General features: G+C 66.2%; 30 protein-coding genes and 3 pseudogenes. 20 read left to right on the top strand and 13 right to left on the bottom strand.

The features are described 5' to 3' along the window. Positions 1-27: 27 nt before the first annotated feature. The 8 genes from F9929_RS20020 to F9929_RS19985 all read left to right on the top strand — a co-directional run bounded on the left by F9929_RS20020 (position 28) and on the right by F9929_RS19985 (position 6,400). Positions 28-912, top strand: coding sequence for an ABC transporter permease (locus F9929_RS20020; RefSeq protein ID WP_193227842.1), 885 nt, complete (start codon positions 28-30; stop codon positions 910-912). Position 913: 1 nt separating this feature from the next. Continuing rightward, positions 914-1,798: an ABC transporter permease gene (locus F9929_RS20015; RefSeq protein ID WP_152048324.1), complete on the top strand. Its 885-nt coding sequence runs from the start codon at positions 914-916 to the stop codon at positions 1,796-1,798. An 8-nt stretch (positions 1,799-1,806) separates the two neighbouring features. Next, the gene (locus F9929_RS20010) at positions 1,807-2,451 is read left to right on the top strand and encodes an aspartate/glutamate racemase family protein (protein ID WP_152048323.1); all 645 of its coding nucleotides are present in this window, start codon (positions 1,807-1,809) and stop codon (positions 2,449-2,451) included. Positions 2,452-2,850: 399 nt separating this feature from the next. Further along, positions 2,851-3,942 carry a pyrimidine utilization protein A gene (gene rutA, locus F9929_RS20005; RefSeq protein ID WP_152048322.1) on the top strand — a complete coding sequence of 364 codons (1,092 nt, stop codon included), beginning with the start codon at positions 2,851-2,853 and terminating at the stop codon, positions 3,940-3,942. Continuing rightward, positions 3,939-4,691 carry a pyrimidine utilization protein B gene (gene rutB / locus F9929_RS20000; RefSeq protein WP_152048321.1) on the top strand — a complete coding sequence of 251 codons (753 nt, stop codon included), beginning with the start codon at positions 3,939-3,941 and terminating at the stop codon, positions 4,689-4,691. The genes rutA and rutB overlap by 4 nt, the downstream gene beginning before the upstream one ends. Positions 4,692-4,704: 13 nt before the next feature. Next, a complete protein-coding gene (gene rutC, locus F9929_RS19995) occupies positions 4,705-5,094 on the top strand; it encodes a pyrimidine utilization protein C (protein ID WP_152048320.1) in 390 nt (129 codons plus the stop codon). After that, entirely contained in the window at positions 5,091-5,885 is a 795-nt protein-coding gene (gene rutD / locus F9929_RS19990) for a pyrimidine utilization protein D (protein ID WP_152048319.1), read from the top strand. The genes rutC and rutD overlap by 4 nt, the downstream gene beginning before the upstream one ends. After that, positions 5,882-6,400 (top strand): flavin reductase, encoded by a 519-nt coding sequence (locus tag F9929_RS19985; protein ID WP_152048318.1) that lies wholly within the window; start codon positions 5,882-5,884, stop codon positions 6,398-6,400. The genes rutD and F9929_RS19985 overlap by 4 nt, the downstream gene beginning before the upstream one ends. A 23-nt stretch (positions 6,401-6,423) precedes the next feature. Here the strand turns inward: F9929_RS19985 and F9929_RS19980 are convergent, their stop codons facing one another. From F9929_RS19980 to F9929_RS19960, 6 genes and pseudogenes are all read right to left on the bottom strand, one after another. After that, positions 6,424-7,077: a TetR family transcriptional regulator C-terminal domain-containing protein gene (locus F9929_RS19980; RefSeq protein ID WP_152048317.1), complete on the bottom strand. Its 654-nt coding sequence runs from the start codon at positions 7,075-7,077 to the stop codon at positions 6,424-6,426. Between the two features lie 117 nt (positions 7,078-7,194). Beyond that, positions 7,195-7,395, bottom strand: coding sequence for a DUF3830 family protein (locus F9929_RS19975; protein WP_235919458.1), 201 nt, complete (start codon positions 7,393-7,395; stop codon positions 7,195-7,197). Positions 7,396-7,537: 142 nt separating this feature from the next. Further along, positions 7,538-7,993: pseudogene (locus tag F9929_RS24550) on the bottom strand (DDE-type integrase/transposase/recombinase); the annotation flags it as partial. 15 nt (positions 7,994-8,008) lie between these two features. Then, entirely contained in the window at positions 8,009-8,248 is a 240-nt protein-coding gene (locus tag F9929_RS24545; protein ID WP_235919456.1) for a hypothetical protein, read from the bottom strand. 281 nt (positions 8,249-8,529) lie between these two features. Then, positions 8,530-9,183, bottom strand: a complete 654-nt coding sequence (locus F9929_RS19965) for a CoA transferase subunit B (RefSeq protein WP_152048316.1) — start codon at positions 9,181-9,183, stop codon at positions 8,530-8,532. Beyond that, positions 9,183-9,920: a CoA transferase subunit A gene (locus F9929_RS19960; protein ID WP_152048315.1), complete on the bottom strand. Its 738-nt coding sequence runs from the start codon at positions 9,918-9,920 to the stop codon at positions 9,183-9,185. The genes F9929_RS19965 and F9929_RS19960 overlap by 1 nt, the downstream gene beginning before the upstream one ends. Before the next feature lie 55 nt (positions 9,921-9,975). Between F9929_RS19960 and F9929_RS19955 the strand changes: the two genes are divergently transcribed. Next, a complete protein-coding gene (locus F9929_RS19955; protein ID WP_235919454.1) occupies positions 9,976-10,602 on the top strand; it encodes a helix-turn-helix transcriptional regulator in 627 nt (208 codons plus the stop codon). A gap of 97 nt (positions 10,603-10,699) precedes the next feature. Here the strand turns inward: F9929_RS19955 and F9929_RS24890 are convergent, their stop codons facing one another. Next, entirely contained in the window at positions 10,700-10,909 is a 210-nt protein-coding gene (locus F9929_RS24890; protein WP_152048407.1) for a helix-turn-helix domain-containing protein, read from the bottom strand. On the opposite strand from F9929_RS24890, the gene F9929_RS19945 reads away from it, so the two are divergent. Then, positions 10,884-11,570 (top strand): APC family permease, encoded by a 687-nt coding sequence (locus F9929_RS19945; protein WP_235919452.1) that lies wholly within the window; start codon positions 10,884-10,886, stop codon positions 11,568-11,570. The genes F9929_RS24890 and F9929_RS19945 overlap by 26 nt on opposite strands. Positions 11,571-11,875: 305 nt before the next feature. On the opposite strand, the gene F9929_RS19940 is transcribed toward F9929_RS19945, so the two are convergent. After that, the gene (locus tag F9929_RS19940; RefSeq protein WP_152048313.1) at positions 11,876-12,640 is read right to left on the bottom strand and encodes a nucleotidyl transferase AbiEii/AbiGii toxin family protein; all 765 of its coding nucleotides are present in this window, start codon (positions 12,638-12,640) and stop codon (positions 11,876-11,878) included. Further along, entirely contained in the window at positions 12,597-12,962 is a 366-nt protein-coding gene (locus F9929_RS19935) for a hypothetical protein (protein ID WP_152048312.1), read from the bottom strand. Before F9929_RS19935 ends, F9929_RS19940 begins: the two co-directional genes overlap by 44 nt. Before the next feature lie 138 nt (positions 12,963-13,100). On the opposite strand from F9929_RS19935, the pseudogene F9929_RS24540 reads away from it, so the two are divergent. From F9929_RS24540 to F9929_RS19915, 6 genes and pseudogenes are all read left to right on the top strand, one after another. Then, a pseudogene (locus tag F9929_RS24540) lies at positions 13,101-13,220 on the top strand (IS481 family transposase); the annotation flags it as partial. 446 nt (positions 13,221-13,666) lie between these two features. Then, positions 13,667-13,792 (top strand): annotated as a pseudogene (locus F9929_RS24885) (DDE-type integrase/transposase/recombinase); the annotation flags it as partial. Between the two features lie 67 nt (positions 13,793-13,859). Continuing rightward, complete coding sequence (locus F9929_RS24755) at positions 13,860-13,994, top strand: hypothetical protein (RefSeq protein WP_268915679.1); 135 nt, start codon at positions 13,860-13,862, stop codon at positions 13,992-13,994. A 155-nt stretch (positions 13,995-14,149) separates the two neighbouring features. Continuing rightward, complete coding sequence (locus tag F9929_RS24535) at positions 14,150-14,617, top strand: DUF2269 family protein (RefSeq protein ID WP_407922260.1); 468 nt, start codon at positions 14,150-14,152, stop codon at positions 14,615-14,617. Further along, a complete protein-coding gene (locus F9929_RS19920; RefSeq protein ID WP_152048309.1) occupies positions 14,614-15,951 on the top strand; it encodes an SDR family oxidoreductase in 1,338 nt (445 codons plus the stop codon). Before F9929_RS24535 ends, F9929_RS19920 begins: the two co-directional genes overlap by 4 nt. A 174-nt stretch (positions 15,952-16,125) precedes the next feature. Then, positions 16,126-17,160 carry an energy transducer TonB gene (locus tag F9929_RS19915; RefSeq protein WP_152048308.1) on the top strand — a complete coding sequence of 345 codons (1,035 nt, stop codon included), beginning with the start codon at positions 16,126-16,128 and terminating at the stop codon, positions 17,158-17,160. 107 nt (positions 17,161-17,267) lie between these two features. Here the strand turns inward: F9929_RS19915 and F9929_RS19910 are convergent, their stop codons facing one another. Both F9929_RS19910 and F9929_RS24825 read right to left on the bottom strand, forming a co-directional pair. Next, positions 17,268-18,092, bottom strand: coding sequence for a DMT family transporter (locus F9929_RS19910; RefSeq protein WP_328596010.1), 825 nt, complete (start codon positions 18,090-18,092; stop codon positions 17,268-17,270). A 5-nt stretch (positions 18,093-18,097) separates the two neighbouring features. Beyond that, on the bottom strand, positions 18,098-18,229 hold the full coding sequence (locus F9929_RS24825; RefSeq protein WP_328596009.1) for a hypothetical protein: 132 nt from the start codon (positions 18,227-18,229) through the stop codon (positions 18,098-18,100). Between the two features lie 112 nt (positions 18,230-18,341). On the opposite strand from F9929_RS24825, the gene F9929_RS19905 reads away from it, so the two are divergent. After that, entirely contained in the window at positions 18,342-19,265 is a 924-nt protein-coding gene (locus F9929_RS19905; RefSeq protein ID WP_152048307.1) for a LysR substrate-binding domain-containing protein, read from the top strand. A 234-nt stretch (positions 19,266-19,499) separates the two neighbouring features. Here F9929_RS19905 and F9929_RS19900 read toward each other — a convergent pair whose 3' ends face one another. Further along, on the bottom strand, positions 19,500-19,982 hold the full coding sequence (locus F9929_RS19900) for an RrF2 family transcriptional regulator (protein ID WP_152048306.1): 483 nt from the start codon (positions 19,980-19,982) through the stop codon (positions 19,500-19,502). A 129-nt stretch (positions 19,983-20,111) separates the two neighbouring features. Between F9929_RS19900 and F9929_RS19895 the strand changes: the two genes are divergently transcribed. Beyond that, on the top strand, positions 20,112-21,029 hold the full coding sequence (locus F9929_RS19895) for an NAD(P)/FAD-dependent oxidoreductase (RefSeq protein WP_152048305.1): 918 nt from the start codon (positions 20,112-20,114) through the stop codon (positions 21,027-21,029). A gap of 12 nt (positions 21,030-21,041) precedes the next feature. Further along, positions 21,042-21,620: a class I SAM-dependent methyltransferase gene (locus F9929_RS19890; protein ID WP_210251366.1), complete on the top strand. Its 579-nt coding sequence runs from the start codon at positions 21,042-21,044 to the stop codon at positions 21,618-21,620. 248 nt (positions 21,621-21,868) lie between these two features. On the opposite strand, the gene F9929_RS19885 is transcribed toward F9929_RS19890, so the two are convergent. Beyond that, positions 21,869-22,258 (bottom strand): tautomerase family protein, encoded by a 390-nt coding sequence (locus F9929_RS19885; protein ID WP_152048304.1) that lies wholly within the window; start codon positions 22,256-22,258, stop codon positions 21,869-21,871. Between the two features lie 96 nt (positions 22,259-22,354). Between F9929_RS19885 and F9929_RS19880 the strand changes: the two genes are divergently transcribed. Beyond that, positions 22,355-23,233 carry a LysR substrate-binding domain-containing protein gene (locus F9929_RS19880; RefSeq protein WP_193227841.1) on the top strand — a complete coding sequence of 293 codons (879 nt, stop codon included), beginning with the start codon at positions 22,355-22,357 and terminating at the stop codon, positions 23,231-23,233. Positions 23,234-23,266 lie beyond the last annotated feature (33 nt).

Below are 23,266 nucleotides of genomic sequence, written 5' to 3'. Positions count from 1 at the left end.
CACGATGTTCCTACCCACGGAGGCCGCATGGCCGCGTCCGATCGCACGGGGCTCGCGCCCTATCTTCAGGCGGCGCCGCTGGCGCTGGTCTTCCTGTTGTTCCTGGTGGTGCCGCTCGCTTTCATCGTGATGGTGAGCTTCTGGACCTACGACAACTACCAGATCCAGCCGGCCTTCACGCTACAGAACTACGCGGATGTCTTCGACCGCTGCATCACGCGGCTGCCGACGCTCTGTACGACCTTCCGCACCTATGTTTCGACGCTCGGCTTCGCCCTGCGGGTCTGGGTGCTGACGCTCGGGATCGGCTTCACGATCGCCTATTTCCTCGCGTTCGAGGTGCGCTCGAAGGCGGTGCAGTCTGTGCTGTTCCTCGTCTGCACCATCCCATTCTGGACCTCCAACGTCATCCGCATGATCTCGTGGATTCCGCTGCTCGGCCGCGAGGGACTGGTGAACCGGACCTTGATGGGCATCGGCGCCATCGACCATCCGATCGACTGGCTTCTTTATTCGAGCTTCTCGGTCACGCTTACCTTCGTGCACCTCTTCACCTTCTTCATGGTGGTGCCGATCTACAATTCGATGCTGCGCATCGACCGCTCGCTGATCGAGGCGGCGCGTGACGCGGGCGCGAGCGGCTGGCAGATCCTGTGGAACGTGATCATGCCGCTGTCCAAGACCGGCATCGCGATCGGCTCGATCTTCGTCCTCACCATCGTGATGGGCGACTTCGTGACCGTCGGCCTGATGGGCGGCCAGCAGATCGCCTCGGTCGGCAAGACGATCCAGACCGAGATCAGCTACCTCCAGTTCCCAATCGCCGCCGCAAACGCCGTGGTGCTGCTCGCCACCGTCCTCCTCATCGTCTTCGCGCTCCTTCGCGTCGTCGACATCCGCAAGGAACTGTAGAGTGCCGGAAAAACGCTCCCGCGCCTTCCTACCCCTTGCGGTCTTCTTCGCCCTCTTCGTCCTGTTTCTCTACGGGCCGACGCTCACCGTCCTCGTCCTGTCGTTCCAGGGGCCGCAAGGCGGGCTGACCTTTCCGATGAACGGCGCCTCGACGCACTGGTTCGGGGTGCTCTGGGAAGGGCTCGGCGTCGTCGATGTCTGGGCCGCGTTCGGACGCTCGTTCCGCCTCGGCCTCGTGGTGACGGTGCTCACCGTCGTGATCTCGGTGCTGGCGGGCCTCGCCTTCCGGCGGCGGTTCCGCGGCTCGACGCTTCTGTTCTATACGGCGATCGCCAGTCTCATCCTGCCATCGATCGCGGTCTCGCTCGGCATCGCGCTGGAGTTCCGCATCTTCGACGACTTCGTGAAAGCCTATGGTCTCGGGGGGACAAGCTACCAGTCGGCCATGGGCCTCTTCACCTCGGCGCTCGGCGCGCACCTCACCTGGACCCTGCCCTTCGGCATGCTGGTGATGTTCGCCGTCTTCAACCGCTTCGACCCGGCCTATGAGGAGGCCGCGCGCGATCTCGGCGCGACGCCCTGGCAGACGTTCCGCCACGTCGTGCTGCCGATCATCGCGCCCTATCTCGTGGGCGTCGCGCTCTTCGGCTTCACGCTCTCGTGGGACGAGATCGCCCGCACCTCCCAGGCGATCGGCGGACCGAACACGCTGCCGCTCGAACTCCAGGGCCTGACCACCACCGTCACCAATCCCGCGATCTACGCTCTCGGGACGCTGACCACCGCGGTCTCCTTCCTGGTCATCGCTTCGACGCTCGGCGCCGGCCTCGTCCTGCGGGCCCGGCGGCTGCGCGGAGCGTCGGACGCCGGCAAAGGAACGCTGTGAGGGGTCCGATGCGCATCCTCTTCATCAACCCCAACGCCACCGCCTCGATGACCGAGAAGATCGCGGCGGCAGCCCGCGCGGCCGCAGGGCCGGGTACCTCCATCCTGTCGGCCACCAATCGGGCCGGCCCACCCTCCATCCAGGGGCCGGCGGACGGCGCGGCGGCCGAGCCCGGCCTCTTGGCGTTGATTTGCGAGCGGGAGGGGGACGCCGACGCCATCGTGATCGCCTGCTTCGACGACACGGGATTGGAGCGGGCTCGCGCGCTGACGCTGAAGCCCGTGATCGGCATCGGCGAGGCGGCGATGCGGGCGGCGGGCGCTGGAGGGCGCCCTTTCAGCGTGGTCACGACGCTTTCTGTCTCCGTGCCTGTGATCGAGGACAACGTGCGGGTCTATGGGCTGACCGCCGCCTGCCGCCGGGTACGCGCCTCCGAAGTGCCGGTCCTGGCCTTGGAAGAACCGGGCAGCACGGCGCGCGAGACGGTAGCCGCCGAGATCGCGGCGGCGCTTGCTGAGGATCGGTCGGGCGCCATCGTGCTCGGCTGCGCCGGCATGGCCGACCTCGCCGACCAGTTCGCGGCACGCTTCGGCCTGCCCGTCCTGGACGGGGTGGTCTGCGCCGTGAAGGCGCTGGAAGCGAGGGACGGCTAAGCCGGCCGTTCCGGCGCGCAAGTTCGCAGCCGGCGCCATGCAACGGCCTAGTGGCTCATCGCCGCCGTCCCATCGCCCGGTTGCGGCTACTTCGTTCAATGAAAACAATTTGTTGAGATACCGACGGGCGGGCGTCCGTCGCGTCCCGCCGATCGATCGCGGCCGCGTTTGCGGGGCATGCCGTGTCCTTTGGTGCTGACGGCTTGAACACCCAATGACGCGGAATTCGGCAGCCGACCGCGATTTTTATCCATTTGGTCAGTTTTTTTGGCGAACCAACGGGACTTCCAGCACATCCGCTTCGCAAGCCTCTGTTCGGAATACGGAAATTATTCTGGCACGCGAATTGCTCCTGTTCTGGAGCGGCGATCCAGCCGCGGTGCTGGAGCAGGAGGACGGATGGAAATCGGTGTCTTCATCCCGATCGGGAACAATGGCTGGCTGATCTCGGAAAACGCGCCGCAGTACAAACCGAGCTTCGCGCTGAACAAGGCGATCGTACAGAATGCAGAACGGCACGGCTTCGACTTCGCGCTGTCGATGATCAAGCTGCGCGGCTTCGGCGGCAAGACCGAGTTCTGGGACCACAATCTCGAAAGCTTCACGCTGATGGCGGGCCTGGCTGCCGTCACGACGCGCATCAAGCTCTTCGCCACAGCCGCGACGCTGGTGATGCCGCCGGCGATCGTCGCCCGGATGGCGGCGACGATCGACAGCATTTCGGACGGACGCTTCGGGCTCAACCTCGTCACCGGCTGGCAGCGGCCGGAATACTCGCAGATGGGGCTCTGGCCCGGCGACGAGTATTTCGCCCGGCGCTACGATTATCTCGCCGAATACGCCACGGTCCTGCGCGAGCTCTGGGACACCGGACAGTCCGACCTGAAGGGCGAGTTCTTCCAGATGGACGACTGCCGCCTGTCGCCGCAGCCCCAGGCGCCGGTGAAGATCATCTGCGCCGGCTCGTCCAATGCCGGCATGGCCTTCTCCGCCCGCCATGCCGACTACAACTTCTGCTTCGGCGTCGGCGTCAACACACCCAAGGCCTTTTCCGGCAATACCGAACGCCTGAAGGCGGCGACGGATGAGACGGGGCGGGACGTCTCCACCTTCGTCCTGTTCATGATCATCGCCGACGAGACCGACGAGGCGGCTCGCGCCAAGTGGGAGCACTACAAGGCCGGCGCCGACGCGGAGGCGATCGCCTGGCTCGGAGTTCAGGGCGCCGCCGACACCAAGTCCGGCACCGACACCAACGTCCGGCAGATGGCCGATCCAGTCTCCGCCGTGAACATCAACATGGGAACGCTTGTCGGGTCCTACGAGACGGTGGCGCGAATGCTTGACGAGGCGGCGTCCGTGCCGGGCACCGGCGGCGTGCTCCTCACCTTCGACGACTTCGTGGCAGGGGTGGAAGCCTTCGGCACCCGCATCCAGCCGTTGATGGCCTCCCGTCGCCACGTCGCGCCGCAGCAGGAAGCGGCCGAATGAGCGCTTCTCCGATCGCCGGCCATGTCACGCGGCCGGAAGCGCTCGCGAGCGTGACCCTGCCCGCGCGGCCCGAACCTCTATCCCTGAAGCCGCACGAAACCGCCGTCGTGGTGGTCGACATGCAGAACGCCTATGCCACACCAGGGGGCTATGTCGACCTCGCCGGCTTCGACATTTCCGGGGCGCAGGCCACGATCGGCGCCATCGCCAAGGCGCTGGAGGCGGCGCGCGCCGCCGGCCTCCTCGTCGTCTATCTCCAGAACGGCTGGGATAAGGACTACCAGGAAGCGGGCGGCCCCGGCTCACCCAACTGGCACAAGTCGAACGCGCTGAAGACGATGCGCCGCCGCCCCGAACTGCAGGGAACGCTGTTGGCGAAGGGCACGTGGGACTACGCGATCGTCGATGCCCTGCAGCCGCAGCCGGGCGACCTCCTGGTGCCCAAGACCCGCTACAGCGGCTTCTTCAATTCCACGCTCGACAGCACGCTACGCGCGCGGGGCATCCGCAACCTCGTCTTCGTCGGCATCGCCACGAATGTCTGCGTCGAGAGCACTCTGCGCGACGCGTTCCACCTCGAATATTTCGCGGTGATGCTGGAGGACGCGACCCACCAGTTGGGCCCCGCCTCCATCCAGGAAGCGACCGCCTACAACATCGAGACTTTCTTCGGCTGGGTCTCGACGGTCGGCGACTTCTGCGGTGCGATCTCGCAGGCCGCCCCCGTCCACCCCTCCCCTTCGATCTGATCCCGGAGCCCCCATGCCCAAAACCATCGTCGTTCCCGAAGGCACCTCGAAGCCGATCGCTCCCTTCTCGCCGGGCACACTCGCCGACGGCGTGGTCTACGTCTCGGGAACCCTGCCCTTCGACGCCAACAACGATGTCGTCCATGTCGGCGACGCGGGTGCGCAGACGCGTCACGTCCTCGAAACCATCAAGTCGGTGATCGAGACCGTCGGCGGCACGATGGAGGACGTCACCATGAACCACATCTTCATCACCGACTGGGCCAACTACACGGCCGTCAATACGGTCTATGCCGAATATTTTCCGGGCGACAAGCCGGCGCGCTACTGCGTCCTTTGCGGCCTGGTAAAGCCCGATGCGCTGATCGAGATCGCGAGCGTCGCGCATATCGGCCGCCGATGACGCTTCATCACGAGATACGGGGGCTCGATGGTAAGGACGCCCCGACGATCGTCCTATCGTCCGGCCTCGGCGGGTCCGACGCCTATTGGGCGCCGCAGATCGAACTGCTGCACTTGCTTTTCCGCGTCGTCACTTACGACCATCGTGGCACGAACCGAAGCGGAGGCCGGGCCACGGGTGAAATCGCGGCCATGGCCAACGACGTTCTGGAGATCGCTGCCAAGGCCGGGATCGATCGCTTCCACTTCATGGGCCATGCGCTCGGCGGCCTGATCGGGCTCGACCTCGCGCTGCGGCCCGCCTCGCCGGTCGAAAGCCTCGTCCTCGTCAACGCTTGGGGCTGGGCCGATCCCCATTCGGGCCGCTGCTTCGATACGCGCATCACGCTCTTGGAAAAGGCGGGCGTCGAGGCCTTTGTGCGGGCGCAGCCGCTGTTCCTTTATCCCGCCGTCTGGATGACGGAGAACGCGGAGCGCCTGGAGGCCGAGATCGCCCACGGGATCGCGCACTTCCAGGGACGGGACAATGTCCTGACCCGCATCGCGGCCCTGCGCGCCTTCGACGTGGAGGCGCGGCTCGGGGAGATCGCGGTCCCGACGCTGGTGGTGGCCGCACGGGACGACCTCCTTGTCCCCTACACGCGCTCGCTGGCCCTCGCCGATGCGATCCCGCAAGCGGCGCTCGCGCTGTCGGACTTCGGCGCCCATGCCGTGAACATCACCGAGCCCGCCTGGTTCAACGCGGCGGTCGGCTCGTTCCTTACCGCTCTTGGGAAGGGTTCTGCCCCATGATTGCCGCACCCGACCTCGCCGAAGCGCCTGTCGAGAGGGACGGGATCGACCGCCTGGCTTTCCGCGACGCGATGGCGCGCCTCGGCGCCGCGGTCACCATCGTCACCACCGACGGGCCGGCCGGCCGGGCGGGTTTCGCCGCCAGCGCCGTTTGCAGCGTCACGGACGACCCGCCGACGCTTCTGATATGCCTGAACCGCGGCTCGTCGGCCCATGCGCCCGTCCAGCGGAACGGCAAGGTCTGCGTCAACATCCTCGCGGGCGAGCAGGCGGAGCTTGCCCGCGTGTTCGGCGGGAGAACGCCCGTCGCCGAGCGCTTCGGGGCGGCGACTTGGCGCCCGAACGCATCTGGGACGCCAGAGCTCGAAGGCGCCCTGGTCTCGGTCGGCTGCGAGATCCAGACGGTGACGGAGGTCGGCACGCACGACGTTCTGTTCTGCCGCGTCGTCTCGATCCGCTCCCGTCGCGACGGCAACGCCCTGATCTATTTCGACCGGACGTATCACGCGGTCTGAAGAGCGATCGCACGGGTGAACGCTCAGCGCGGCGTCACCCCTCGGAGGATGATGGACAGAACGGCCTGACAGGCATGCTCTTGGAAGCTGGACCGATCGACCTCCGTCCCGAGGACGGCGCGGATCTGGACGTCGAAGTCGGCGTAGTGCTGGGTCGTCGCCCAGATCGCGAAGATCAGGTGGAACGGGTCGACCGGGGCCAGCCGGCCTTCCGACACCCATGTCCGGATAATCGCCGCCTTCTCGGCCACGAGCGAGCGCAGTGTCGTTTGAAGAGTCGGCAGAATCACCGGGGCGCCGGCCAGTATTTCGTTGATGAACAGGCGCGAGGCCTCCGGCCGCTCGGCCGAAAGGACGAGCTTGGCCTCGATGTAGCGCCGCAGTTCCTCCACCGGCTCGCCGTCGACATCCATCGCTTCGAGGGGACGCAGCCATTCTTTGAGCGTGCGCTCCAGCACGGCCTCGTATAGGTCCTGCTTGCGGCGGTAGTAGTAGAGAAGGTTCGCCTTGGAGAGGCCCGCACGGGCCGCGATCTCGTCGACGGTCGATCCGCGCAAACCGTGCCGCGAGAAGATTTCCAGCGCGGCGTCGAGGATCAGCGCCCGCGTGACGGCCTGGATGCGGGTGGCCGGCGCCGCGGGCGACATACCCGGCCGATCTGCACCATCTGCGCCCATGTCTCCTCCCTGCACGGTCGCGGGCCGCCGCCCGGACTCGCTTCGAATCCCGGCCCGCGCCTTCCGTTCGGGAAGAGGGTTGAAGCGGGCGGCATGGAAAGGCAATGGGCGTTCCGCTCAGGCGCTATCCCGACGAAGGCGGATCGCCTTGGCGCTGGTCCACAGTATCCCGCGATCGAGGTCGGCGAGGCGGTCGAGCCCGTCCGTGACCGTCAGGAAATGGTTGCCCGCAAGCGGCCCGGCCTGAGAGGCGAAAGCCACGGGGCCGGAAGCCAGAAGGATTTCGGCTTCCGATACGTTGCCCGGATAGAGGATCATCTGGCCAGGCGCGGGATGGCTCGTCGCGTTTTCGGAAGGTAGGCCAGAGATCTCGATCGCCCAACCGGATCGAGCAGGCCTCGCCCGACGGCTCCGTTAAAAGCCGCCAATCGGGTGGTAGCGATCCCGTTCCGTTCTTTTCTCAGGCGAAGAAGAACCTGAACAGCCGTCCGATGAAGCGCGCCGCCGATCCGCCAGCGAGGCCGTCCACCATTGTGCGGAAGTGGCCCTTCCAGAACATGTGCATCGTCTCGAACCCTCGAATGGCGTTGTGCGTCGTCTTCTGCGACTGGAAGCCCCGCACCGGACGAATGCGCTGCTTCAGCTTGCCATGATCGGACCCGAGACGGTTGTTCAGGTACTTAACCTGCCGGTGCCGGCAATGGGGCGCGAGCCGCCCCTCGTGTCGGAGCGCCGCGATCACTTCGTTGTAGGCCGGGTTCTAGTCGGTCGAGATCACCGAAGGACGATGGTGCGATGAACGGCTCGGCGCCTTGCCCAGGAAGCGCTTGGCGGCTTTGCTGGTCCGCTTCTGCGACAGGTGGAAGTCGAGAGTCTCGCCGCGGTCACCGATGGCGCGGTAGAGGTACATCCACTGCCCGCGGACTTTCCGTTAAGTCTCGTCGACATACCAGCTGCCGCTGTTGCGGTCCCGGCACCATTGGACCCGCCGGTCGAGCTCGGGGGCGTAGTGCTGGACCCAGCGATGGAGGGTGGCGTGATCCACGGACAGGCCGCGCTCGGCCATCATTTTCTCTAGGTCGCGGTAGCTCAGCGCGTAGCGGCAATACCAGCGCATGAAAAGCCGGATGATGTCGGGTGCGAAGTGCCGGGCTTTGAGCGCTGCGCTCATGCCTTGCCCCCTACCTATCGGTGCAGAGGTAAAACGCTCGCATCCCGCTCGACGGTTTGCAACGGAGCCGTCGGAGACGAGCGTAGTAGCCGATGCCCGGTGTGGGCCGTAGTCCCTGCTCTTCCCTCTACTGACCGAAATGGAAGAGAGTACCGCCGGCATTCGGGAACGCCTCGGGACTCTCCTTCTTGCCTTGGCTGATTCTCGCCCGTGCCGGATGAAACCGAGAGCGGTTCAGGAGCGCCCGCTCCCGATCCGCAAAAGACGGATGGACGTCGGCTTCAGTTTGCTTCTCGGAGATCGACCGCGAAGGACGCCTTCGTCTTCGCCTGAATCTCGTCGAGCGTCACGCCGTCGGCGAGTTCGATCAGCGTCAGGTGCTCCGGCCCCTTGCGCTCCACGGTGAAGACGCCGAGGTCGGTGATCACGAGATCGGCGACGCGCGCGCCGGTCAGCGGCAGCGTGCATTCGGGCAGGAGCTTCGATTCGCCTTTCGCCTCGTGCTCCATGAGCACGACCACGCGCTTGACGCCGGCGACGAGGTCCATCGCTCCGCCCATGCCCTTCACCATCTTGCCGGGGATCATCCAGTTGGCCAGATCCCCGTTGGCCGCCACCTGCATGGCGCCGAGGATCGACAGGTCGATGTGGCCGCCCCGGATCATCGCGAAACTGTCGGCCGAGGAGAAGAAGCTCGTCATCGGCAGTTCGGTGATGGTCTGCTTGCCGGCGTTGATGAGGTCGGCGTCCTCCTCGCCCTCATACGGGAAGGGGCCCATGCCGAGCATGCCGTTCTCGGACTGCAGCACCACCTCGATGCCCTCGGGGATGTGGTTGGCCACCAGGGTCGGGATGCCGATCCCCAAGTTGACGTAGAACCCATCCTCGAGTTCGCGGGCGGCGCGTGCCGCCATCTGGTCGCGCGTCCAGGCCATCAGATTTCCTCCCCTGCGGCGGCGCCGGCCGGTGCCGCATCCCGCTTCCTGACCGTGCGCTGCTCGATATGCTTCTCAGGGCTCGGCACGTGGACGATCCGCTGCACGAAGATGCCGGGCGTGTGGATATGATCGGCGTCGATCGAGCCGACCGGCACCATGTGCTCGACCTCGGCCACGGTCATGCGTGCCGCCGTCGCCATCATCGGATTGAAGTTGCGCGCCGTTTTCCTGTAGGTGAGATTACCTTGCGCGTCGCCTGTATGGGCGTGGACGAGCGCCAGATCAGCGAACAGTCCCCGCTCCATCACATAGGTCTCGCCGTCGAACTCGCGCACTTCCTTGCCTTCGGCGATGAGGGTGCCGACGCCGGTCTTGGTGAAAAAGGCGGGGATGCCTGCCCCTCCCGCGCGGATGCGCTCGGCGAGCGTGCCCTGCGGATTGAATTCCAGTTCCAGTTCGCCCGACAGGTATTGCTGGGCGAAGAGCTTGTTCTCGCCGACATAGGACGAGATCATCTTCCGGATCTGGCGCGTGGCCAGAAGCCGGCCGAGGCCGATGCCGTCGACGCCCGCATTGTTGGAGATCACGGTCAGGCCCTTCACTCCCGAGGCCTGCACCGCGTCGATCAGGGCCTCGGGAATGCCGCACAGGCCGAAGCCGCCGGACATGACGACCATATCGTCGCGTAGGGCGCCCGCCAGGACCTCCGTCGCCGTTGAGTAGGTTTTCTTCACGTCGCGCCTCCCGTCGCCGGCCGATTGCTCGGCCCCGTCGAGATAAGGTTAGGGCTTGCCCAGCAGCGGAGGCGAGTGGTATTTCTACCACATGCCTGCACACCCGCCTCGTTCGGTCGAGCACTCCGCCGTTTCGCGCTTTTCGCTGGCCGAGCTGCCCGTGCCGCTGGTCTTTGCCACCTATCGCATCATCCGCGACTGCAACGCCGAGTTCGCCGCACTCTTCGGTTTCGAACGGGCGGAGCTGATCGACACCAGCTTCTCACGCCTCTACCCCCAGCTCGATGACTTCGTGCGCACCGGCGAGATGTGGCGCAGCCATCTGCCCGGAGGTCAGGTCTTCCAAGACGAGCGCATCATGCGCGGGTCCATGGGGCGGCAGTTCTGGGCGAAGGTGAACGGGCGCTCGCGCCGGGCGGCCGATCCGTTCGCCGAGGCGATCTACTGCTTCGAGCCGCTGAACCGCCCGGTGAACGGGGCGACGCAGCGGTTGACCGGCCGGCAGCGACAGATCCTCGCGCTCGTGGCGCAGGGGCTCACCAACGCCGAGATCGGCCTCGCCATCGGTTTGTCGCAACGCACCGTCGAAGCGCATCGGCTCCGCCTGTCCCGTGCCGTTGGCGTGCGCAATGCGACCGAGCTCGTCGCCTGGTTCCTCGCCGATGGCGGCATAGGGGAGTGAGGTGCTTCGTTCGTCTCGGAGCCGCCGGTTCGCCGGACAGGCTCGATGCCGACCCCGAACCCGTCGGGCGTTCGACGCACGGACGGCGCGAGGAGGTTCAAACCCGCTTGCGATATCCATGAGGCGTCATTCCGGTTCGCGTCTTGAACGCTCGCCAGAAGGCGGTGCTGTCCGAATATCCAAGATTGCGTGCGATGTCGCCGACCGGCCGATCGCTCTCGCTCAGAAGGGCGCGGGATGTTTCAAGGCGAAAGCTGCCGAGGAGCTCGCGAAGCGACGTGTTGCGGTCCGCAAGCCGGCGCTGCAGCGTGGGAGCGTTCTACACCTATATCTCCCAGGCGCTAGGCGTGCCGAGCGGCATCGCCGGCGCGGCTCTCGCGATCAGTTCCTACAAGCTGATCCAGATCGCGGTCTACGCGCTGTTCGGAATCTTCGCCGCCGCCATGCTCGCCAAGATCGGGATCGTGGTTCCCTGGTGGGTGCCGGTGCTGGCCATCGCGGCCGTCGTCACGCTGGCGGGCTCGCGCAACATCGTCTTTTCCGGACACGTCCTCAGCGTCTGCATGGTCTGCGAGGTGCTGATCCTGTTCGTGCTCGGCGTCAAGATCGTGCTCGAGGGCGGCGGCCCGGAAGGGATGAGCCTGACCTCCTTCGCGCCGACCACCGTCTTCGCTCCCGGTTTCGGCGTGGCGCTGGTTTTCGTGGTCGGCTCCTATATCGGCTTCGAGGCGACGGCGCTTTATGCCGAGGAGGCGCGCGATCCGGCGCGGACCGTGCCGCGGGCGACCTATGCCGCGGCGCTTCTGATCGCGGGCTTCTACGGCTTCTCCACCTGGGCGATCACCCAGCATTACGGGCCGAGCCAGGTCCAGGCCAGCGGAAAGGCAAGACGGCAGCGATCGATCGGTACTGGACGATCGTCGAGGTCGCGATTGAAGGCGATCGCGTTGTTGTCAGCGACTGTCTGAAAAGTCCCACGGGTCGGCTGTCCGGTTCTTTTCGCTGCCCGCTTTGTTGCCTCGGGGCGAGCCACTTGTCTCGCCCGTCCTGCGGACCGCCGATGCCGCCGGCATCACTTAAGTTTGGCGCCTCGCGGACCGACGAAAATTCCTCGGCCATCCTCAGCCAGGGACTTCTCGGACAGCCTCCTAGGTGTTTGATCCCAGGCTTTGATGGTGCAGGTTTTTTGCGGGAGTGGAACGCCATTCGGTAGCAACTGCCACCAATGGCTATTTCAGGGTTGATCCAGGCGACGGCTGGTGGCCTGAGACACTCAAGGGCAGTGCCGGGTATCGGCGCCAGCTTCGATCGACAGTCCAAGCCGAGCCTCGAGATGCCCGAAGTTCAGGGTCGCATCATGCTCGACGAAATCCGTGGCAGGGGCTGCCGAGGCCAGTTCGAGCATGCTGCGACGCAAGTCGTCTAAGCCGGGATGGAGCGCGCGATGCGACAGTTCCCGGATCTCCTCCATGATGCGGTCGGTATCGTACTCCAAAGCCTCGAGAACGGCATCGAACCGCTCGGCACCGACGACCCCGGCCAGGTTGGACGGCCGGATGACGCCCGCACCGAGACATGCATGGATATCGTAGATGTCCCGTCCCTTCACGGAGCCGGCGCTGGTCGCTCGGTAGACCAGCTTCTTTGTCACGACTTCTTCCGGATGCTCGAGGCACAGGTCGATCTCCCGGACGCGCACCGGAATGCCGGGATGCGACGTCAACGGCGCGGCAGCGAGGAGGTCGATCTCGCCGATGCCGTTCCAAACCAGCTTCACGAAGTTGCCTGGATACCGAACGTCGCTGGTTAGGCTGCGCGGCAGGCCGCTCGCCATCAACCTGTGCAGATGGCCAGCGCGCGGAGCGGGATCACCGACGAAGAGGTCGAGATCGAAGGACAGGCGATGATCGATGAAGAACGTCAGCGACGTTCCGCCGCCAAGACGCAGCGTTGAGTTCTCTTTCGTCCGGTAGTGGTCGAGGATGGCCTCGGCATCACGAAGGAGCGCCGGCCATCTCTCTGATGTTTCGGTTCCCATGTCGGCTGGCCCTGTCCTGGATCGTGGCGACGTTGTCGCCGCTTCGCGCCCCTACACTGTCCGCGATCTCGGCAAGGGACCGATAGCCCAGAGACGATCGCCGGATCGCCGAAAAGAGAAGGGTGGAATCGGCCCCCTCGAGAAGCTTGCGGACGACGAAACGATCGTGATCGCTGCCGCGTTCGCCGACAATCACGGCATACACCGTCCCCAGTGTGGAAGAGCGACGGCCATAGGGGGTCCAAGCGTTCACGATCAGTGAGCGCCAAGCTTGCGGAACGTCGGCTTCTTCGAATTTTCTCATTTTGAAGACCCAGACCAATCTCTCCCCTTACCACGGGTTGGCAACCGATCGAAAGGCGCTCTCCCATCGCGCCGCGTCCCGTTCGGAACTCGGTGTGCTATCCAATCGATGGTGAGTTCCGCATGGTGGCGACTGCTGCCTAATGCCGCGACGGACGACCGCCGGACGGGTCCAACCGAACCGCATTCCACAGTGCTGTCCGTCGAGGACGAGGCGGTGATCGTCGCTTTCCGCCACCATACGCCGCTGACCCTCGACGACTGCCTTTACGCGCTACTCCGAACAGACGGGGCACTGTTGCAGGAAGGCTTATGCGGTAATCTGGCGGCCTTGAGGTTGGGGGCTCACAAGGCCGGACTGTTTGCACGCCGCCGCTTCCCGGTCGAAGGTCATCCTCCTCTGCCTGCGCTGGTGTCTCGAATACGCGATATCCTGCCGCGACCTCGCCGAGATGATGGCCGAGCGGGGCCATCGAGGTCGATCACACGACCCACTTCCGTTGGGTGCAGCGATCTGCGCCGGAACTTGAGAAGCGCGTGCGCTGGTACCGGGGATACCGGCATCTCTCGTGGCGCGGGGACGAGACTTACGTTCGCGTTGGCGGGGAGTGGAAACCCTGTTTGAAGCCGCGGATCGGAACGGCTGCCTGATCGACTTCATGCTGTCGGAGCGCCCCGACACGAAAGGAGCTCCACCGGTTTCTGGCCAAGTCTCTGACGGTGATGAAGGGCCGCCTGCCTTCTTCGATCACGACCAACAAGCTCGCCTCCTACCCGAAGGCGATCGCGCGGCTGCAACGCGAGGGTCGTCTGCCCAAGCGCGTTCGCCATCGAACTTCGCAGTATCTCAACACCATCATCGAGGCCGATCATGGCACGTTGAAGCGCCTAATCCGACCAGCAGGGGGGTGGGTCGATGCGAACGGCGACAGCGACGATCAAAGGCTTGGAAGCGATCCGCATGATCCATCGCGGCCACTGCATTCTACGTCCGCCGGGCGTCGCAGGAGAGGTGCGCTTCATCGCCAACCTCTTCGACATCATGACCTGATTGAAAGCCATCAAAGCCAAAATCTCGCCTTTGAACTCGTTGCTGCAACGGAGCCCATCGCGGACCGTACTTTTCGCCTTTACGGCTTTCCAACTCATGCGAGGGTATCGTTCCGTTCGGGGCGGTGGTCCAGCGACCATGCGGCGAGGTTGGGCTTGGACTATCTTCTCCTGAAATACCTGCATGTCATCGGGGCGGTCGTTCTTCTCGGGACGGGAACCGGTATCGCTTTCTTCATGCTGATGGCGCACCGAACGAAGGATGCGGCCTTCGTGGCCCGCACGGCGGCGGTCGTCGTCGTCGCGGACATGCTGTTCACCGCGAGCGCCGCGATCGCCCAGCCCATCACCGGATACCTTCTGGCCGACATGATGGGCGTTCCCTTGTGGGAAGGGTGGCTCGGGCTTGCGCTCGTTCTTTATGGCGTGGCCGGCGTCTTCTGGCTGCCGGTGGTCTGGATTCAGGCGCGGATGCGTGACCTTGCCCGCGAGGCGGCTCGCAACGGAACAGCGCTCCCACCCTCCTATCACCGCCTTTACCGCATCTGGTTCATCTTCGGCTTTCCGGGCTTCGGCTCGGTGATGGCGATCTTGTGGCTCATGATCGCGCGGCCGTCGCTATGACCGGTGCTGCGCCCGCACCCGTCGTCGCCGTGCTCGGCGCCTCGGGGCTCATCGGGGAAGCGTTGTGCTCCTTCCTCCTGCGGAAGGGCTATCGGGTCGTCCCCGTGGCACGGCGCTTCACGCCGGCGCAGGAAGCCGCTTGGCGCGGCCGAACGCTTTCTTTCCCCCTGGTCGACGCCGATGAAGCGAGGCTGCGAGCGGCTCTCGCCGCAACCGGGGCGGATGTCGTCGTGAACTGCGTCGGCGTCCTGCAGGACGCGCCGGGCTCGTCCGCCGGTGGTGCCAACCATGATTTCGTGGCAAGGCTGCTCAGCGCCCTGCAGACGCAGGAGCCGCGCTCTCCGGTCTTCGTCCACATCTCGATCCCAGGCCAGCCCGAGGACGACCGGACCGATTTCAGCCGTGGCAAGCGTGCCGCCGAGGCGGCGATCGCGGCTTCGGCGCTTTCCCACATTATCCTGCGCCCAGGCTTCGTTCTCGCGGGCGCGGCCTATGGCGGCAGCGCCTTGATGCGGGCCCTGGCCGTTCTCCCCTTCGATCTCCCACGAACCCTCGCCGATCGCCCCTTCGCGGTGACCGATGCCGCCGATATCGGACGCACCATCGCCTTCCTGCTGGACGAATGGCAGGCCGGGCGCCGCGATTGGCGGGCGAGCTGGGACGTCATGGAGGAAAAGGCTTCGAGCGTCGGCGAAGTCCTGTCCGGCCTCGCCACCCGGCTTGCCGGCCCGAGGCGTCGAATAAGATTGCCGGGTTGGGGGCTCGCCGCCGCAAGCGCCGCCGGCGACGTCGTTTCGCGGTTCGGCTGGCGCCCTCCCGTGCGCTCCACCGCGCTGGCGGAGATGCGTCGCGGGGTGACGGGCGACACGTCAGGATGGCGCGAGGCAACCGGCCTCATGCCCTCGTCTGGTCCCGACACCCTCGCCACGATCGCGGCCACCGTGCAGGAGCGTTGGTTCGCGCGCCTTTACGCGTTGAAGGCACTCGTTCTCGGAATCCTCGTGCCGTTCTGGATCGTCTCCGGCGGCATCGCGATCTCCGTGGCATTCGGTCCGGCCGTCGGCATCCTCACCGATCACGGTTTTGGCGAGCCCCTCGCGAAGGCGGTCACGGTGGCGACGAGTCTCATGGACATCTCGATCGGCATTCTGATCGCCAACCGGCGCACCTGTCGCCTCGGCTTATCGTGCGGGATCGCCCTGTCCCTCCTTTACATGATCTCCGCTGCCATCATCACGCCCGCCATGTGGATCGAACCTCTCGGGGCTCTCGTGAAGACCGGGCCCGCCATCGTCTTGATGATGGTTGGTCTCGCCGTGTTCGAGGATCGGTGAACGGCCGCCGGTCCTCATCAAGGAAGCTAGGCGAACAGGCCGGAAACGACCCCGTACCAGTCTTGTTCGGCCCTCCTCCGCCCTCTCGAATGCGGACATTCGCGGCGTCGCCTGGTAAGTCGTCATTCGGCGACGTCGCGGGCGTGAGCGGTCGGTCCGATACAGGAGATGCCGATGTTCAGACGCAGCCTTCTTTCTGCCGTCGCCGCTCTCGGCCTGACCGCAGCCAACGCCGCCAACGCTTCCGACCAAGCGATCACCGAGGCGCTCAGCCGAGCCGTGCAGGCGTGCTGGCTGCCGCCCGGCGACGCATCCGGCGCAGCGGTCGTACGACTTCGCATCGCACCGGACGGCACGCTTTCGGCCGCCTCGGTGCTGAACGAGGGCAGCGCGGGGAGAAGCACCCTTGCGGCCAGTGCGCTGCGCGCCGTGCGGTCTTGTGCGCCCTATCCCCGCGTCGGCGAACTCATCGGCCGGGAGGCCGTCGAGATCCAGGCGACCTTCTCGCTTGCGGGCTTCTCCGCGGTCACCGACGGGAGGTCGGCGCCGGACGCTGCCAGGAGCGTCGCGATCCGGGCCGGCGACGACATCACGCTGCGCGTGCCCGAGCCGGAAGGGCTGTGCTACGTCGACCCGGCGGGCGGCGGGCTGCAATCGCGGTATCTGGAGCTGATGAGCGGCGCGCTCGCCGGCAATTATGTTCACGGCTTCTTTCTGGACTGCGGGACGGTACGCCAGCTCGAAGCGGGCGAAACGGACTTCACGCTGCCCCAGCGCACGATGACACTGTCCTCGCCGCTGGCATCGGGCGGTGGGTTGCAGCGCTTCCCCGAGCGCTCGCCGGCGGAGGCCGTGGCCTTCTACGAACACTTCTTCCGGCAACAGGGCGCGCCGGGCTCGGCACTTGATCGCCATCAACGAGCGGTGGAGACCCGCCTGCGCGAGACGTGGGACGTCGCGGTGGCGAGCGGAGCCCAGGTCGTTGCGGCGGTGGACGAGCGGGCCGTCTACACCGCAATGGTCTCGACAGCGCAGACGCAAACGGGACCGCTGCGGCAGATGTCGATCGGCGCCTTCGGTCAGGTGCTCGATCTGCCCATCACGCTCAGCCTCTACGCGCCCTACGAGGACGGCGGCATCGATGGGCTTCTCGCCCAAACGCAAGCGCTGGTGGCAGCCCTGGTCGCGAACTCGGGGCGAGAGGACTGACGGCGCTCCAACCGGCCATGCCGATTGCGGCCGAGAACGCGGCGGGACCGCAAACGACCCTTCCACGTCATCCGAGCGACTTGGACGCGACGCCCGGAAGCGGACTTTCACCGGACGGGTGCCGGCTCCGCCTCGACCACCTGCCTCGCCGTGCGTTGCCTGCCGATCGCCAACCCGACACCGACGAGGATCAGCACCACACCCGCCATGAACAGCGTCCCCATGCGGTCCCCGAACAGGGCGGCCGAAGCGGCGATGCCGAACACGGGCTGGAGGAACTGAACGCTCGCCGCGACACGTGCGGGAACCGTGCGTAGAAGCCACAGCCATAGGAACAGACCAGCGACCGTCACCAGGATGCCGAGATAAGCTGCCGCCGCGAGTGCTTCGGGTTCGACCGTGAACGGGACTTGCGACATCTCCCACGCGCTGAACGGCACAAGCACCAGGAACCCGGCCAACGTGCTCCAGATCGACACGGTGACCGTCCCGTACGCCTCGGTCAGCTCGATGCTCCAGACGTAGTAGAACGCGATCGTCACGGCAGACAGGAAGACGAGCGCGACCCCGGAGAGCGTCGTCCCGGCGAGGCCTGCGCCTCCGTCCCCCTGTCCGAAGGCGACCAGCGCGATCCCGCCGAAAGCAGCAAGCAAGCCGACCTGCTGCAGGCGCCCGACGGACTGGCGAAGGCGCAGGCTCGCGAACACCACGACGAACAGCGGGATGGTGGCCGAGATGATCGTGCTGACGGATGCCGACGTGCCCGCGATCCCGAAGGTCTGAGCGACCTGCCCGACCCCGATCCCAAGGACGCCGAGCGCGGCGACGTTGGGCACGGCCTTCCATGGGAGCCGCAGGCGTCCAAGCCCGAACAGAACAAAGACCGGCACGGCGATGGCGAAGCGCAGCGCCGTCAGGGTCAGCGGTGGCATCGTGGCTAGGCCGAGAGCTTCGTGATGGGGATCGACAGGCCCCAGACTAGCGCCAGAGCCAGCATGGCTGGGACGCTCCAAGGGGAGCGTAACGGGAAGATCGCACCGGCGGACTGGACGGATGTGTCGGTGGTCATGAACAAGTGCCGCGCGGTTGAGGAAGCCGACGGCTCGTCACATGCGCAGGCGACGCTGACAAACGATTTGTCGGCCCGCTATGTTTGAGCCACACGCAAGCGTCAGGGACCCATGTCGAACCGCCCCCCGCCTCTTCAGACGCTACGCGCCTTCGAGGCGACAGGACGGCTCCTCAGCATGACCGAAGCCGCCGTCGAGCTTCATGTCACGGCTGGCGCGATCAGCCGGCAGGTCCGGGCGTTGGAGGACGATCTTGGCGTTCCCCTGTTCCACCGCCTCATCCGCCAGATCGTCCTGACGGAAGCTGGAGCCTCGTTCCACGCGACGGTCAGCCGGGCACTCGCGGACATCGCGAGGGATGCCGACCTCCTCCGGGTTCGGACTGGCAACGATCGCCTGACGATTAGCACGAGCGTGTCCTTTGCGGCCAAATGGTTTGCCCCGCGTCTTCACCGGCTTGCAGCACGGCTTCCCGATGTCGACATCCATTTGGAGGTCAGCGACGTGAACATCGATCTATCGGACGGACGGGTGGATGCTACGATCCGCTACGGCGTCGGCAGCTACCCGCAGACCGTCTCGGAACGCATTCTCGACGAGACCATGTGTCCGGTTTGCAGTCCGCGCTACCGGGACGAGAAACGGATCGACGCGCCAAGCAACCTTCTCGGGTGCACGCTGCTCAACGAGGAGCGGCTTCTCCACGACGACAGCACGCTTCCGAAGTGGAGCCTCTGGCTGGAGGCCGCCGGGATGTCGGCACCTCGAATGCGGGGGCCGACCTTCAGCCACGGGAGCCTTGTGATCGAGGCGGCGATCCGTGGCGAAGGCGTGGCGCTGGGGCGAAGCGCGCTCGTGGCCGAGGACCTAACCGCAGGCCGTCTGGTCGAGCCCTTTCCGGACATCCGCTTGCCGGCAGGACGGGGCTACGATCTTGTCCATCGCTCGGGCGAGGAGAACGAGCCGACGATCGTCACGCTACGGGACTGGCTTCGTGAGGAGGTGCGGGACTTTCTTGCGACGCCCGAAGCGTAAGGAGCGCCGTCCGCTGCCGGACTTCGCGATCGTAAAGCTGCCTGACCGCTTTCCACCCCGTCCGGTCTCAGGCAGTCGTGGAGGCTGACGCGCGAAAGCGGTCGGACGGGTTTCGACCCTTAATCGTCATCGTTTGCGACTTGGGGTCTCACTGAAAGCGGACGCGTTGGCGCAACATGATCGACGCGTTGCTTGATTAGGCTCTACGCGCGGCATGCAGCCAATAGGCCGCTGTCAGGCACAACGATGGCTCCTGACAGGTTCCCCGTGGTCGGAGACGCTCCCGACGCATGCCGAGCCGAGGCCACGCTCGAAGTCTTTGGCAACGTCCTCGACAGAGACCTGAGAGAACTGTTCGAGCAGGCGGGCCTCCGCCTCGCGGAGGGACGCGTCGAGGCGGGCGTCGACGGCCCTCTCGACGAGGCACACGGCCGGCTCCGCGCCGGGCCCGATGTTGAACAGGGGCGGCGCACCAACGGCATCGTAGACGTCGCGTAGCGTCACGTCGGCGAGCGAACGCGCGAGTTGCCAACCGCCGCCGTGCCCCTTCTCGGACGAGACGATACCGCGATCGCGCAAGCCCCCCATCATACGGCGGACCACGACAGGATTGGTGGAGATCATCCGGGAGATCTCGTCCGAAGTCGCAAGCGGCACGTGGCGATCGAGGTGGATGAGCACGTGGAGAATGCGGGACATGCGCAGGTCGCGTGGCATGCGGGGAACCCTTCCTGTCTGCGCGGACGTTCTAGCTGACATCACGCAACATGCAAAGTGTCATGTCTTGCATCGAGACTGTCCGTCATGTAACTCGTCGAGTGTCGTAATGGATAGAAGGGTTGAACCATGGACCACGATGTCATCGTCATCGGAGGCAGCTTCGCGGGGCTGTCTGCCGCCATGCAACTGGCGCGGGCCCGACGCACCGTGCTCGTCCTCGACACGAACGTCCCCCGCAACCGCTTTGCCGCGACCTCGCACGGCTTCCCAGGGCAGGACGGACGGGGCCCGGCCGAGATCGGCGCGGCCCTTCGGGCGGATCTCGCCGTCTACCCGACGGTTACCTTCGCCAGCGGGGGCGCCGTCGCGGCCCGTCGGGACGGCGGCGGGTTCACGGTCTCGCTGGCCGCCGGGAGCGAGATTACCGCGCGCCGGCTCGTCTTTGCCTACGGCGTCCGCGACACCCTGCCGGACTTGCCCGGCCTCGCCGAGCGCTGGGGTGTGAGCGTCCTGCACTGTCCCTACTGCCACGGCTACGAACTCGACCGGCAGCCCGTCGGAGTGCTGGCGCGCAACGAGATGGCATTCCACCAGGCGATGCTGCTGCCCGACTGGGGACCGACGACGCTGTTCACGCAAGGGAAGTTCCTGCCGACCGGAGATCAGCGACAGGCACTCGACGCCCGAGGCGCGAGGGTCGAGACGACGCCTGTCACAGCCCTTCTCGGTCCTTCTCCTGTGCTCGAGGCTGTGCAGCTTGCCGACGGTCGGACGATCCCGCTCGCGGGCCTGTTCGTCGCTCCCCTGACGCTTCCGTCCAGCGATCTCGCCAACCGGCTCGGCTGCGCGACGAGGGATGGACCCACGGGACCCTACCTCGAGGTCGATGCCATGCAGGCGACGACGGTCCCGGGCGTCTTCGCGGCCGGCGACCTCGCGAGCCCCATGCCGAACGCGACCCTCGCCGCGGCGGCAGGCGTGATGGCTGGCGCAGCCGCGCACCGTTCGCTGGTATTCGATCCTGACCTCGCGCTGGCGGCCTGAAGGGAGCGTACGATGAACACCGAGACATTCTGGAACGACATCTACCGCCAGGGCTCGCCGACGACTTCGGGACGGCCGGGGTTGATAGTGGCCCAGTTCGCCGGGCCGCTTGCGTCTCGCACGGCACTGGAGCTCGGCTGCGGCAAGGGGGACGGCGCCGTGTGGCTGGCTCGGCAGGGATGGGCAGTGACGGCGGTCGATGTCTCGACCGTCGCCCTCTCGCTGGCGGCAGGGAACGCCGAGGCGGCGGGTGTTGCGGAGCGTGTCCGCTTCGAGGCGCATGACCTTGCTACGTCCTTCCCGGCCGGGACTTTCGACCTCGTCGTCGCGAGCTTCCTCCACTCGCCGCAGGACTGGCCTCGCGCAGAGGCCCTCATCCGTGCCGCCGGCGCGGTGGCGCGGGGCGGACATCTCCTCGTCGTCGAGCACGGATCGCGTGCGCCATGGTCCTGGTCCGCGGAAGACACCCGGTTCCCCACAGCCGAAGAGACCGTCGAGGCGATGCGCCTTCCGCTGACGCTTGGCGCATCCGTTGCCTGTGCCCGATCGCGCGGCTGGCCGAGGGGCCGGATGGGCAATCCGCCACCGTGACCGACAACGTCATCTTCTTGAGCCGCAGATGAACGAACTGAGCGGACCACCGAACCAACGTCCGCTGTCGCGCCTTCCCGGCCGATACCGGACCGACAGCAAACCACCCCGTCCGGTCTCAGGCCGTCGTGGAAGCTGACGCCCGAGAGCGGTCGGACGGGTTACGACCCTTCTAAGCCACTCTCGAGCGGTTCCGATCGCTCCCGGACCGAACATTCGCGATCGGGTCGCCAAGGTCGGGCCAGCGATCAGGCTGCCGCTACCCGTCGAGCCTCCTGCGTCAGTCCTCCGTAGCCCCAAGCATCGGCCGACACCTCGTCAACCACGACATAGGTTGCGAGCGGAAGACTGGCGCCGAGCGCGCTTCTGAGCAGATCATGTGCCTGTCTGACGAACTCAGCCTTCTCGTCCGCGCTGTTGGTGCCCGCGGTGACCTCCACATCGAGATGGGCAGCACGCGGGACCTGCTGACCGCCGATGCTCCAGCGCGCCGTGTCGTGCGTCTCGACGAGGACGGCCGTCAGTTCGGCCTTCTTGCGCATGACGCTCGCCATGAGCTGCGTCGCCCCCTTCTGGACGGTCTCGATCTGGGTCGGCTCGAGTTCAAAGCCGGAGATGCGGATATGAACGAAGGGCATGACGGTCGCTCCCGATCTGGTTGACGGGACGATCATGCCGCTCCACGATCGTTGCGACTATCGCGTAGTTCCAAACCCACAATCGAGCAGAACTGAATGGTGGCCGGACTCATCAACCTCGACATGGACGTGCTGCGCACCTTTGTGATCGGCACCGATCTCGGCAGCTTCGCCAAGGCTGCCGACCGGCTCGGGCGCTCCCCGTCCGCCGTCAGTCTCCACCTTCGCAAGCTGGAGGACCAGATCGGACAGCCGCTCGTGCGCAAGCAGGGTCGCGGCCTCGTCCTGACGGAAGCGGGCGAGACGCTGATGGGCTACGCCCGGCGTATCCTCGACCTCAACGACGAGGCGAGGCTGGCTCTCGGCGCTCTGGCGGGGCTGGAGGGTTGGGTGCGCGTCGGCGTTCCGCAGGACTTCGCCGAGACGTGGCTGCCTTCGCTGCTGGCCCGCTTCCAGCGTGCTCACCCGAAGGTCCGCGTCGAGGCTCGGGTCGACCGGGGCGCCGCGATGGCGGACGCGGTCGGCGCCGGGGTGCTGGATCTCGCCCTGACCTGGGGGTCGATGGGCAAGCCGGACGGCCAGGTCGTGAGTGAACGGCGGCTCGCCTGGATCGCGGCCGCAGACCACCGCATCGTGGACGGCGAGCCGCTCCCGCTCGTCGCCTTCGACGCGCCCTGCGCCTTCCAGAGCCGTGCCACGGAGGCGCTCGACGCGGCGGGTCGCCGCTGGCGCCATGCGTTCTCGACCTCGAGCCTTCTCGGGGTGTGGGCTGCCGTCCGGGCCGGGCTCGGGGTCACGGCGCGGACCGTGGACGCGATCCCGTCCGATCTGCGCGAACTCCACTCCGGCGATGCCCTCCTTCCCGATCTCGGATCGCTCGCGCTGGTGCTTCACCGGTCGCCGTCGAGGACAGCCATCGCGGATGCGTTCGCGGACCTGCTCCTTGATGCGGTCAGGGCTCCTGACGACCTATGATTGCCGTTTCAAATCCTCTAGCGGCTTCCTCAA

The organism is Aureimonas psammosilenae (assembly GCF_009176975.1).
GTDB lineage: Bacteria > Pseudomonadota > Alphaproteobacteria > Rhizobiales > Rhizobiaceae > Plantimonas > Plantimonas psammosilenae.
The sequence above is the reverse complement of the archived record's forward strand: the minus strand, read 5'-3'. Positions and strand labels throughout refer to the sequence as shown.